At 71.2% G+C, this 11644-nt stretch carries 11 protein-coding genes; 3 read left to right on the top strand and 8 right to left on the bottom strand.

Annotated features, from left to right (window positions below):
- Positions 1–4: 4 nt before the first annotated feature.
- From MKK60_RS13635 to MKK60_RS13620, 4 genes are all read right to left on the bottom strand, one after another.
- A complete protein-coding gene (locus MKK60_RS13635) occupies positions 5–1291 on the bottom strand; it encodes a cytochrome b (protein WP_147725806.1) in 1287 nt (428 codons plus the stop codon).
- Between the two features lie 17 nt (positions 1292–1308).
- Positions 1309–1881 carry a ubiquinol-cytochrome c reductase iron-sulfur subunit gene (gene petA, locus MKK60_RS13630; protein ID WP_147842694.1) on the bottom strand — a complete coding sequence of 191 codons (573 nt, stop codon included), beginning with the start codon at positions 1879–1881 and terminating at the stop codon, positions 1309–1311.
- A gap of 214 nt (positions 1882–2095) precedes the next feature.
- Positions 2096–3532 carry an MATE family efflux transporter gene (locus MKK60_RS13625; protein ID WP_243986526.1) on the bottom strand — a complete coding sequence of 479 codons (1437 nt, stop codon included), beginning with the start codon at positions 3530–3532 and terminating at the stop codon, positions 2096–2098.
- Positions 3533–3630: 98 nt separating this feature from the next.
- The gene (locus MKK60_RS13620; RefSeq protein ID WP_147859056.1) at positions 3631–5514 is read right to left on the bottom strand and encodes an ABC transporter ATP-binding protein; all 1884 of its coding nucleotides are present in this window, start codon (positions 5512–5514) and stop codon (positions 3631–3633) included.
- Between the two features lie 168 nt (positions 5515–5682).
- Between MKK60_RS13620 and MKK60_RS13615 the strand changes: the two genes are divergently transcribed.
- On the top strand, positions 5683–6144 hold the full coding sequence (locus MKK60_RS13615; RefSeq protein ID WP_147842697.1) for a tRNA (cytidine(34)-2'-O)-methyltransferase: 462 nt from the start codon (positions 5683–5685) through the stop codon (positions 6142–6144).
- A gap of 91 nt (positions 6145–6235) precedes the next feature.
- Here the strand turns inward: MKK60_RS13615 and MKK60_RS13610 are convergent, their stop codons facing one another.
- Entirely contained in the window at positions 6236–6637 is a 402-nt protein-coding gene (locus MKK60_RS13610) for a carboxymuconolactone decarboxylase family protein (RefSeq protein WP_147727510.1), read from the bottom strand.
- A complete protein-coding gene (locus tag MKK60_RS13605; protein WP_243935734.1) occupies positions 6573–6998 on the bottom strand; it encodes a MerR family transcriptional regulator in 426 nt (141 codons plus the stop codon). The genes MKK60_RS13610 and MKK60_RS13605 overlap by 65 nt, the downstream gene beginning before the upstream one ends.
- A gap of 161 nt (positions 6999–7159) precedes the next feature.
- Between MKK60_RS13605 and hemF the strand changes: the two genes are divergently transcribed.
- Both hemF and MKK60_RS13595 read left to right on the top strand, forming a co-directional pair.
- Positions 7160–8086 (top strand): oxygen-dependent coproporphyrinogen oxidase, encoded by a 927-nt coding sequence (gene hemF / locus MKK60_RS13600; protein WP_243986638.1) that lies wholly within the window; start codon positions 7160–7162, stop codon positions 8084–8086.
- On the top strand, positions 8083–9204 hold the full coding sequence (locus MKK60_RS13595; RefSeq protein ID WP_243935735.1) for an ATP-dependent RecD-like DNA helicase: 1122 nt from the start codon (positions 8083–8085) through the stop codon (positions 9202–9204). Before hemF ends, MKK60_RS13595 begins: the two co-directional genes overlap by 4 nt.
- Positions 9205–9308: 104 nt before the next feature.
- Here the strand turns inward: MKK60_RS13595 and trpB are convergent, their stop codons facing one another.
- Positions 9309–10529 (bottom strand): tryptophan synthase subunit beta, encoded by a 1221-nt coding sequence (gene trpB / locus MKK60_RS13590; protein WP_147844278.1) that lies wholly within the window; start codon positions 10527–10529, stop codon positions 9309–9311.
- A 227-nt stretch (positions 10530–10756) separates the two neighbouring features.
- Positions 10757–11644 (bottom strand): c-type cytochrome (locus tag MKK60_RS13585; protein ID WP_243986524.1); only part of this gene is annotated, 888 nt, incomplete at its 5' end.

Below are 11644 nucleotides of genomic sequence, written 5' to 3'. Positions count from 1 at the left end.
GCCCTCAGCCCTTGGTCGTCGGCGCCGCGGCGGCGCCCGCCGGCAGCCCGGACCCGCTCACCTGCTTGCCCGGCCCGGTCACGCTCTCCAGGATCGACCCGGGCAGCGCCTTCGGCGTCTCGATCAGGCCGACGATCGGCATCACGAGGAGGAAGTGGGCGAAGTAGTAGAAGGTGCAGATCTGCGAGGCGATGACGTAGCCGCCTTCCGGCGGCTTGGCGCCGAGCCAGCCCAGGATGACCGTGACCGCCAGGAACAGCCAGAAGAACTGGCGGTAGATCGGCCGGTAGTTGCACGAGCGCACCCGCGAGGTGTCGAGCCACGGCGCGAGCGCGAGGATCAGCACCGCCGAGAACATCAGGATCACGCCGCCGAGCTTCGACGGCACCGCGCGCAGGATCGCGTAGAACGGCAGGAAGTACCATTCGGGCACGATGTGGGCCGGGGTCACGGCGGGGTTGGCCGGGACGTAGTTGTCGGCGTGGCCGAGATAGTTCGGCTGGTAGAAGATGAACCACGCGAACAGGATCATGAACACCACGGTGGCGAACACGTCCTTGATCGTGGCGTAGGGGGTGAAGGGCACCGCGTCCTTCGAGGACTTGATCGGGATGCCGGTCGGGTTGTTCTGGCCGGTGACGTGTAGCGCCCAGACGTGGAGCACCACGACGCCGGCGATCATCCACGGCAGCAGGTAGTGCAGCGAGAAGAAGCGGTTGATCGTCGGGTTGCCGACCGAGTAGCCGCCCCAGAGCAGGCTCTGGATGGTGTCGCCGACCACGGGGATCGCGGCGAGGATGTTGGTGATGACAGTCGCGCCCCAGAAGCTCATCTGGCCCCAGGGCAGGGTGTAGCCGAGGAAGGCGGTCGCCATCATCAGGAGGTAGATGATCACGCCGAGGATGTAGAGCACCTCGCGCGGGGCCTTGTACGACCCGTAATACAGCGCCCGGAAGATGTGCACGTAGACCGCGACGAAGAACATCGACGCGCCGTTGGCGTGGGCGTAGCGCAGCAGCCAGCCGTAGTTCACGTCGCGCATGATGTGCTCGACCGAGTTGAACGCCTGGGTCGCCGAGGGCTCGTAGTGCATCGCGAGCCAGACGCCGGTGACGATCTGGATGCCGAGGAAGGCGATCAGGATCGCGCCGAAGGTCCAGAAGTAGTTCAGGTTGCGCGGCACCGGGAAGGCGACGAACGACGAGTGCACCAGCCCGACGATCGGCAGGCGGGCCTCGAACCACTTCGCGAGGCGGCTCTTGGGGACGTAGGCGTTGGCGTGAGCGCTCATGGGCGGTCCCTCGTGTCTCAGGCCGCGGCCTTGGCTTCCTCGCCGATGCGGATCTTCGCGTCGGTCTGGAAGGAATAGGGCGGGATCGGAAGGTTGATCGGGGCGGGGCCGCGGCGGACGCGGCCGACCGCGTCGAACTGCGAGCCGTGGCAGGGGCAGGCCCAGCCCTCGAAGTTGCCCTGGTGGCCGATCGGCACGCAGCCGAGATGGGTGCAGTTGCCGTAGACCACGAGCCACTGGTCGTGGCCCTTCTTCACCCGCGTGCCGAAGGGAGCCGGATCGGAGAGCTGGCTCTCCGGGATCGCCTTCATGTCCGTCACCTCCTTCTCGGTGAGCTTGCGGACGAAGATCAGCTTGCCGCGCCAAAACACGTTGATGATCTGGCCGTCGGTGATCGGGGCGAGGTCGACGTCGATCGGCGCGCCGGCGGCGATGGTGGCGGCGTCCGGCGCCATCGAGGCGACGAAGGGCCAGGCGACGGCGCCGACGCCGACGGCGGCGCCCGCGCCGGTGGCCAGGTACAGGAAGTCGCGGCGGGTTCCGTCCGGGGCGGCGGTGCCGGTGGACGCGGCGGCGGAGGTGTTCGCCAAGGTCGTCAATCTCCCAGTGTGCCGTCGCCCGATCTCGTGGCGTCGGGCAGGTCGGCGGAGCGCTCCCGGGCGGATGGAAATCCGATCTCGCCCGCCGCGTCGGACCGCCCGTGCGGAGCGGACCAGAGCATCATCGTTCTAATCTGTGCAATGCGACCGCACGTCGCCCGAAGTCAAGCCAAGCTGTGCCGGAGGACGACACGGATCGGGTTTCCTATCGCGCGGGCGGCCCGGCGGGCCCGGGCCTGCGGTCCCGAAGCGCGGTCAGGCGGCGCCAGCGGGCGGTGAGCAGGATCGCGACGACGAACAGGCCGGCGCAGAAGCCGAGCCAGATCCCGTAGCCCTGCAGCCCCGCCCCCCAGGCGAGCGCCGCGCCGGCGGGCACGCCGATGCCCCAGTAGCCGCCGACGGCGATCAGCATCGGCACCTTCGTATCTTGCAGGCCGCGCAGCATCCCGAGGGCGACGGACTGGACCCCGTCGGCCACCGCGAACAGGGCGGCGAAGCCGAGGAAGCCGACCGCGTAGGGCATCACCGCGGCGTTGGCGGGTGCCTCGACGTCGAGGAACAGCCCGATCAGCAGGCGCGGCGCGCCGAGCTGGAGGCTGGCGCAGGCCGTCATGAAGCCGAAGCCGAGCGCCAGCGCGACGCGGCCGGCGAGCCGCACGCCCTGCGGGTCGTGCGCGCCGTGCCGCAGGCCGACGCGCACGGTGGCGCCCTGCGCGACCCCGTTCGGGACCATGAAGCAGAGCGCCGCGATCTGGATCGCCACCGCGTGCGCGGCGAGCTGGGCCGCGCCGAACAGCCCCATGCCGAGCACCGCCGCCTCGAACAGGCCGGCTTCCGCGAGCCCCGTCCCCGCCATCGGCAGGCCGAGGCGGAACAGGGCCGAGAGGCGCTTCGCATCGAAGCGCCAGACCCGGTGCAGCAGCCGGTACCGGCGCAGGCCGCGGTCGCGCAGGATCACCGCGACGAGCACGAGGAGGGTGAAGAACGCGGCGCAGGTGGTGGCGATGCCGACCCCGACCAGCCCCATGCCGAGGCGTCCGGGGCCCTCGAAGGCGAGCCAGACCCCGAGGCCGATATTGACCGGCAGCGCCATCAGGCTGGCGGCGAGCGGCCAGCTCGGGCGCTCCAGCGCTGCGAAGGTGCCGCGCAGCACCATGAACAGCAGGGCCGGCCACATCGCCCATTGTAGCGCGCGCATGTAGCGGCCGGCATCCTCGGCCAGCGCCGGCGGCTCGCCGATCGCTTCCAGCAGCGCCCGCGTGTGCCACAGCCCGAGCATCAGCGGGATCGCGACGAGGGTCGCGGCCCAGAACCCGGCCCGCACGAGGCGGCGCACGGCGTCCGAATCGGTGCGGTCGCGCCCGAGCGCCTCCGCGATCAGGGGCGCCACCGCCGAGGTCAGGCCGATGCCGCAGATGAACAGGATGAAGTACAGGCTGGTGGCCAGCGTCGCCGCCGCGAGCTCGGGCGCGCCCAGGCGGCCGAGCATCACCGTGTCGGCGGTGATCAGCCCGTGCTGGGCGAGGTTGGTGAGGACGAGGGGCGCGGCGAGCGCGAGGGTCGCGCGCAGCTCCGCGATCCACGCTCGCCGGACGGGAGGCCGCCCCTCCCCGGCCGAGGCCGCGAGGCCGAATGCCGGCATGTCTTGGTCTTTCGATGATTTGGCCGGCGCGGCCGCCCATTTGAATGAAGAGAGGTCCTATGCCCTCCCCGTCATTCCGGGCTCTAGTTCCGCGCGTTCTACCCCGGCAACGCGTCGGAAATCCGACGGGGCTCGGGTTTGGGCGCCCGGTCGGGCAGGAAGCCGCCGGACTGGCGCTCCCACAATCGGGCGTAGAGGCCGCCGCGGCCGATCAGCTCGGCATGCGTCCCCTCCTCGACGATGCGGCCCTCGTCGATGACCACGAGGCGGTCGAGCGCCGCGATGGTCGAGAGCCGGTGGGCGATGGCGAGCACGGTCTTGCCCTGCATCAGGGTGTCGAGGCTCTCCTGGATCGCCGCCTCGACCTCCGAATCCAGCGCCGAGGTCGCCTCGTCGAGGATCAGCACCGGGGCGTCCTTGAGGATCACCCGGGCGATGGCGATGCGCTGGCGCTGGCCGCCCGAGAGCTTCACCCCGCGCTCGCCGACCTGGGCGTCGTAGCCGCGCCGCCCCTTGTGGTCGACGAGGTCGTGGATGAAGGCGTCGGCATGGGCGAGCTCGGCGGCGCGGGCGACCGCGTCCATGGTCGCGTCGGGGCGGCCGTAGGCGATGTTGTCGCGGATCGAGCGGTGCAGCAGCGAGGTGTCCTGGCTGACCATGGCGATGGCGCCCCGCAGCGAATCCTGCGTGACGCGCGCGATGTCCTGGCCGTCGACGGTGATGCGGCCGCTCTCGACGTCGTGCAGGCGCAGCAGCAGCGAGGTGATCGTGGTCTTGCCCGCGCCGCTGACGCCGACGAGCCCGACCTTCTCGCCGGCCCGGATGTGCAGCGACAGGTTCTCGATCACATTGGCGTCGCCGCGGCCGTAATGGAAGCCGACGTTCTCGAAGCGGATGTCCCCGCCCGCGACCTTCAGCACGGCGGCGTCGGGCGCGTCGACGAGCCCGTGCGGACGGCTGATCGTCTGCATGCTCTCCTGGATCACGCCGACGTTCTCGAACACGCCGCGCACGGTCTGCATCACCCAGCCCGACATCGCGAGCAGGCGCAGCACCAGCGCGAGGCCGGCGGCGGCCTCGCCCGTGGTCATGCCGCCGCGCTGCCACAGCATCAGGCACAGGGCGCCGGTGGCGAGCAGCAGGGCGCTGTTGAGGATGCCGAGCAGGGTCGTCGTCAGCGTCACCAGCCGGAACTGGTGCAGGTAGGTCCGGGTGTTGCTATCGATCGCCTCGCGCACGGCCGCGCGCTCCTCGCGGTCGCGGGCGAAGAGCTTGACGGTGAGGATGTTGGTGTAGCTGTCGACCACCCGCCCGACCAGCGCCGAGCGGGTCTCGGCGGTGCGGTGCGACCGCTCGCGCGCCCGCGGCACGAACCACGCCGTCAGCCCGGCATAGGCCGCGATCCAGGCCACCACCGGCAAGGCCAGCCACACCGAGATCGACGAGAACAGGCCGACCGCGGTGATCGCGTAGATCGCCACGTAGAGCAGGGTGTCGATGAACACGACCGCGATCTCGCGCACCGCCGGGCCGACCTGGACGATGCGGTTGGCGAGGCGGCCGGCGAAGTCGCCCTGGAAGTACGAGAGCGAGTGGCCGAGCGTGTAGAGGTGGGTGCGCCAGCGGACCTGGTTGGTGGTCTGCGGCACGATGAGCTGGTTCGAGGCGACCTCGTGCAGCCAGATCGTGGTCGGCCGCACCACCACGAGGAACAGCGCGGCGAGCGCCAGCGCGAGCCCATGATCCTGCAGCAGCGTCGTCCGGTCGGCGCCGTTCATCAGGTCGATGAACCAGCGCATCAGCAGGTAGAGCGAGGCCTCGACCGTGCCCGCCACCACCGCGATGACGAACAGGGCGGCGAGCGCGGCCCGCATCGGGCGCAGGTAGAACGCGGCGAAGCCGAGCACGGTTTTGGGGGGCATCCGCTCCGCGTCGAAGGGCGCGAACGGGTCGATGCGGCGCTCGAGCCAATCGAGGAACATGGTGTCACGGTGCTTTGCGTCGGGGAGGCGTGACCCTCATGTAAGCCCGCGGTCGTCCCGGCCAAGCGGGGAGCGATGCCGCAGCGCGTCGGGGCTGCCATGCGTCGGCACGGATCGGCCGTGCCGGCGTGGATTGGTCGGCGGCGCCGAAGCGGATATCCCCGGAGCATGCTCCGCCTCGCGCTCTACCAGCCCGACATCCCCCAGAACACCGGCACGCTGCTGCGCATGGCGGCCTGCCTCGGGCTCTCCGTCGAGATCGTCGAGCCGGCGGGCTTCGACGTGTCCGACCGTCACCTGCGCCGCTCGGGGCTCGACTACCTCGACCACGTCGCGATCACCCGGCACCGTTCCTGGGCGGCGTTCTCGGAATGGCGCCTCCAGGCAGGAATCCGCCTGGTGCTCGCCACCACCGCGGGCGCCCTGCCCTACACGGGCTTCGCCTTCCGCGACGGCGACTGCATCCTGATGGGCCGCGAATCGGCCGGCGTGCCCGAGGCGGTCCACGCCGCGGCCGACGCGCGGGTGGTGGTGCCGATCCGCGCCGGAATGCGCTCGCTCAACGTCGCGGTCGCGGCGGCGATGATCTGCGGCGAGGCGATCCGGCAGGGGGCCGGGCCGACGGCCTGAGCCGCCCGGCCCGCGCGCGCCCGACGGTGTCGCCGGGCGCCTCGCGCCGGTTCGCCGCCGTGGGCGGTGACTCGCGCCCGCGCGATCGGCGTCACGCCGGCGCGCGGGCCGCGAAGACCTCCTTGGCGGCGAACAGGCCGTTGAGGGCGGCCGGGAAGCCGGCATAGACCGCCATCTGCATGATCACCTCGGTGATCTCGTCGCGGGACAGGCCGACGTTCAGGCCCGCCTCGATGTGCACCTTAAGCTGCGGCGCGGCGTTGCCCATCGCCGTCAGCGCCGCGATCGTGGCGATCTCCCGCGATCGCAGGTCGAGGCCGGGGCGGCTGTAGATGTCGCCGAACGGGAACTCGATCAGGTAGCGGGCGAAATCCGGGGCGATGCCGGACAGCGCCGCGATCACGTGCTCCCCGGCCTGCCCGTCGATCTCAGCGAGCGCGCGGGCGCCCCGCGCGTAGCGGCTTTCCGGGGTCGGGCTCTGGTCGGTCGTCATCGTGCATCCCTTCGGTCGAGCAGGCATAGCCGGCGATCTTCGTGTCGAGGGCGGCCAGGGCGTCCTGCAACGCGGCGACGTGCGTGCGGACCTGCGCGCGATGCCGTTCGAGCAGCAGGCGCCGTTCCGGAGCCGTCGCCGGTCCGGCGCGCCGCAGGGCCGCATAATGCAGCATCGTCCGGATCGGCATGCCGGTGGTCTTGAGACGGTCGAGGAAGCCGATCCAGGCCAGGATCGACCCGTCGTAGTCCCGGTGCCCCGCGGCGTCCCGCTCGACGAACGGCAGCAGCCCGATCCGCTCGTAGTAGCGGAGGGTGTGGGCCGTCAGGCCCGAGCGTTTGGCGAGTTCGCCGATCCGCATGCACCGCTTGCCTCTCGGCCCTTTGACCCTTTGGGCCCTCGCCACGATGCCATCGAGGCTACAACTTCGAGCGCGCTCGAAGTCAAGCGCGGGTCGAAGCCCGGTTTCGCGATGCGTGAATTGACGCCGCCGGGGCGGAGTGGGACATCCCGTCCATGACGATGCCGGACACCGAGACAGCCCGCCCCCGCCTGCCCGAGGCCGACGTCACGGCGCTCAAGGCGGAGGCGACCGCGTGGTTCACGACGCTGCGCGACCGCATCGTCGGCGCGCTCGAGACCCTGGAGGCCGAGGCCGAGGGGCCGTTCCATCCGGACGCACCCGCTGCGGCTGGGCACTTCGAAAAAACCCCCTGGGAGCGGACCGACCACACCGGCCGGCCCGGCGGCGGCGGCACCATGGCGATGCTGCACGGCCGGGTGTTCGAGAAGGCCGGCGTCCACGTCTCGGCGGTGCACGGCGAGTTCGCGCCGGAGTTCCGCGCCCAGATGCCGGGCGCTGCGGAGGACCCGCGCTTCTTCGCCACCGGCATCTCGCTGATCGCGCATCCGTGGAACCCGAACGTGCCGACGGTCCACATGAACACCCGCTTCGTGGTGACGACGAAGACGTGGTTCGGCGGCGGGGCCGACCTCACCCCAGTGCTCGAGCGCCGGCGGACGCAGGACGACCCCGACACGCGGCACTTCCACGCCTGCCTCAAGGCAGCCTGCGACGCCCACGCCCCGGCGGCGAACTACGACAAGTACAAGCAGTGGTGCGAGGAATACTTCTACCTGCCGCACCGCAAGGAGCCCCGCGGCGTCGGCGGGATCTTCTACGACTACCACTGGACCGGCGACCCGCAGGCCGACCTCGCCTACACCCGCGACGTCGGCGGCGCCTTCCTCGCGGCCTATCCCGAGATCGTCCGGCGCAACGTCGCGACGCCCTGGACCGAGGCCGACCGGCTGGAGCAGCAGGTGCGGCGCGGGCGCTACGTCGAGTTCAACCTGCTCCACGACCGCGGCACGATCTTCGGCCTGAAGACCGGCGGCAACGTCGCCTCGATCCTGTCGTCGCTGCCGCCGACCGTGCGCTGGCCGTGAGCGAGGGCCTCCCCAAAAGCTTCGCCCCGCAGCAGGACGCGGCGCTGAAGGCCATCGCCGCCTGGCGCAAGGACAAGGGCGCCGCCCAGGTGTTCCGGCTGTTCGGCTACGCCGGCACCGGCAAGACCACGCTGGCCCGCCGCATCGCCGACGACGTCGACGGCTCGGTGGTGTTCGGCGCCTTCACCGGCAAGGCGGCCTCGGTGATGCGCCAGAAGGGCTGCCAGGACGCCGCGACGATCCACTCGCTGATCTACCGCACCAAGGAGACGGAAGAGGGCGGCCCCGCCTTCTCGCTGAACCGCGCCGGGCCGGCGGCCAAGGCCGACCTCATCGTCATCGACGAGTGCTCGATGGTCGACGCGGACCTGGGCCACGACCTGCTGTCGTTCGACAAGCCGGTGCTGGTGCTCGGCGACCCGGCGCAGCTGCCGCCGGTGCGCGGCGGCGGCTTCTTCACCGAGGCCGAGCCCGACGTGATGCTGACCGAGGTCCACCGCCAGGCCAAGGACGACCCGATCGTGCGCATGGCGATGACGGTGCGCGAGGGCGGCCGGCTCGCGCTCGGCGAGTACGGCGCCAGCCGCGTGGTCTCGCGCCGCGCCATCGACCCGACCCAGGTGCTCGACTGCGACCAGGTGCTGGTGGGCATGAACAAGACCCGCCGTCTCTACAACGGGCGGCTGCGGGAGCTGGCCGGCCACGTCGACCCGATGCCGGCGGTGGGCGAGAAGCTGGTCTGCCTGCGCAACGACCGCACCAAGGGCCTGCTCAACGGCTCGACCTGGACCGTGCAGGCCCTGCGCGCACCGCCCCGCCCCGACACGATCCGCCTCGACGTGGTGCCGGAGGACGACGCCGGCACGCGCAAGCGCGCCATCGACATCAAGGTTTTACGCGCCGTGATTTCCGGGTCGGAGGAGGAGATCCCGGCCTTCCTGCGCCGGGAGACCGACGAGTTCACCTACGGCTACGCCCTCACCGTCCACAAGGCGCAGGGCTCGCAGTGGGACAAGGTGGTGCTGTTCGACGAATCGTTCGCCTTCCGCGAGCACCGGGCGCGGTGGCTCTACACCGGCCTGACCCGCGCGGCGCAGGCGATCACGGTGGTGGTGTAGGACCGGCTCTTCCCTCCCCCGACGGATCTCGTGCTCGCCCGAGATCCGCACCCCGTGTGCCCAAGTCGGGCAGGCCCGACTTGGGTGCGGGGGAGCTTGCAGTCTCAGAGCTTCGTCCCGAAGATTTCCGCCACCTGCGGGATGTCCTTGTCGCCGCGGCCGCACAGGTTCATCACCATGAGATGGTCGGCCGGCTTCTTCGGGGCCATCTCCAGCACCTTGGCAAGGGCGTGGGCCGGCTCCAGCGCCGGGATGATGCCCTCGAGCATCGAGCACAGCTTGAACGCGCCGAGCGCCTCCTGATCGGTGGCCGAGAGGTAGGTGACGCGGCCGGCCTCGTGCAGCCAGGCGTGCTCGGGGCCGATGCCGGGATAGTCGAGGCCGGCCGAGATCGAGTGCGCGTCCGCGATCTGCCCGTCGTCGTCCATCAGCAGGTAGGTGCGGTTGCCGTGCAGCACCCCCGGCCGTCCGCCCGAGAGCGAGGCGGCGTGCAGGCCCGACGAGACGCCGTGGCCGGCGGCCTCGACGCCGAAGATCTCCACGTCGCGGTCGTCGAGGAAGGGGTGGAACAGCCCCATCGCGTTGGAGCCGCCGCCGATGCAGGCCACGAGCGAATCGGGCAGCCGCCCCTCGGCCTCCAGCATCTGCTCCTTGGTCTCGCGCCCGATGATCGACTGGAAGTCGCGCACCATCGCCGGATAGGGGTGCGGCCCGGCGACCGTGCCGATGCAGTAGAACGTGTCGGCGACGTTGGTGACCCAGTCGCGCAGGGCCTCGTTCATCGCGTCCTTCAGGGTCTTGGTGCCGGACTCGACCGGGATCACCTCGGCGCCGAGCATCTTCATCCGGAAGACGTTCGGGGCTTGGCGCGCCACGTCGACGGCGCCCATGTAGACCACGCAGGTCAGGCCGAACCGGGCGCAGAGGGTCGCGGTGGCGACGCCGTGCTGGCCGGCGCCGGTCTCGGCGATGATCCGCTTCTTGCCCATCCGGCGGGCGAGCAGGATCTGCCCGAGGACGTTGTTCACCTTGTGCGAGCCGGTGTGGTTCAGCTCGTCGCGCTTGAAGTAGATCTTCGCGCCGCCGCAATGCTCGGTCAGCCGCTCCGCGAAGTAGAGCGGGCTCGGCCGGCCGACGTAGTGCTTGAGGTAGCCGTCCATCTCGGCCTGGAACCCCGGGTCGGCCTTGGCCGCGGCGTAGGCCTCTTCCAGGGAGAGGATCAGCGGCATCAGCGTCTCGGCGACGAAGCGGCCGCCGAAGATGCCGAACCGGCCGCGCTCGTCGGGGCCGGTGCGGAACGAGTTTGGAGGGGGAGAGAGGGTCACGGATCGCGTCCTTGTTCGCGAGGGTGGGGTCGCGACGCGGTGATCGCGAAGGGCGGTCCGGGTGCGTGGCGCACCGGGCGCGCCGGGTCGGGTCCGGTTTGCGGTAGGATCGCCCCGCGGGTCAACACGCGCCCGCGCATGGCGGCCGGGGCCGACCGTCGCGGCGGGACGAAAAAGGGCCGGGCGTCGCCGCCCGGCCCTCGTTGTCCGATCCCGTCCGTGCCGGGCTATTGCGGCTTGTCGGCGGGAACGCCCTGCTCGCTGCCGTTCGCCTTGAGATCCTGGGCCTTCTGCTCGGCCGCGGGGTCGGCCTTGGCCGGCGCCTCGGTGGTCGCGGGCGCCGGCGGCGCGGTCGGCGCAGGCGCCGTGTCGGCGGCGGGCGACGGCCCGCTGCTCTCGGGCGCCGACTTCTGCTCGACCGCGTTGCGGTTCTCGGAGCCGGCGCCGGCGGGCGCGCCGGGCGGCTTCTCGGTCACCGGCTTGGCGCCCTCCGCCTTGGTGTCGGCGGGCTTGGCCGGGCTGTCCTTGCCCTCGGAGGCCTTGCCGGCCGCCGGCTTCTCGGAGGTCGGCTTGTCCGCCGGCTTGGCTTCGGCGGGCTTGGCGTCGGCGGGCTTGTCGGCGGACTTGGCATCGGCCGGCTTGGCATCGACCGCCTTCTCGACCGCCGGCAGCGGCTTGGGGCTGTCCGACAGGGTGTGGAGGTAGGCGATGACGTTGGCGCGCTCCTGAGGCGAGCTGATGCCGGCGAACGCCATCTTGGTGCCCTTCACGTAGGCCTTGGGGCTCGTGAGGAACTCGTCGAGGTCGGCGTAGGTCCAGGTGCCGCCCTTCTCCTTCATGCCGGCCGAGTAGTCGAAGCCCTCGTGGCTGCCCTTCTTGCGCTCGACCACCTCCCACAGGTCGGGGCCGACCTTGTTCGGGCCGCCCTTCTCGAAGCTGTGGCAGGCCTGGCACGCCTTGGTGCCGCCCTGGCCCTTCTCGACGTTGGCGGAGGCCAGCCGCACGGCGATCGGCTCGACCTTGGCGGCCTCGGGCGCCGCGGCGCTCTCCTCCTTGGCCTCGGGCAGGTCGTAGCCGGCCTTGCCCGCGGGCTTGGGATGGTAGATCAGCTCGGC

Source organism: Methylobacterium sp. J-092 (genome assembly GCF_022829325.1).
Classification (GTDB): Bacteria; Pseudomonadota; Alphaproteobacteria; order Rhizobiales; family Beijerinckiaceae; genus Methylobacterium.
The sequence above is the reverse complement of the archived record's forward strand: the minus strand, read 5'-3'. Positions and strand labels throughout refer to the sequence as shown.

Coding starts and splice junctions, on each gene's coding strand:
- MKK60_RS13635 (WP_147725806.1), bottom strand. CDS start 1,291: ATGAGCGCTCACGCCAACGCCTACGTCCCCAAGAGCCGCCTCGCGAAG.
- MKK60_RS13625 (WP_243986526.1), bottom strand. CDS start 3,532: ATGCCGGCATTCGGCCTCGCGGCCTCGGCCGGGGAGGGGCGGCCTCCC.
- MKK60_RS13620 (WP_147859056.1), bottom strand. CDS start 5,514: ATGTTCCTCGATTGGCTCGAGCGCCGCATCGACCCGTTCGCGCCCTTC.
- MKK60_RS13615 (WP_147842697.1), top strand. CDS start 5,683: ATGCTCCGCCTCGCGCTCTACCAGCCCGACATCCCCCAGAACACCGGC.
- MKK60_RS13610 (WP_147727510.1), bottom strand. CDS start 6,637: ATGACGACCGACCAGAGCCCGACCCCGGAAAGCCGCTACGCGCGGGGC.
- MKK60_RS13605 (WP_243935734.1), bottom strand. CDS start 6,998: ATGCGGATCGGCGAACTCGCCAAACGCTCGGGCCTGACGGCCCACACC.
- hemF (WP_243986638.1), top strand. CDS start 7,160: ATGCCGGACACCGAGACAGCCCGCCCCCGCCTGCCCGAGGCCGACGTC.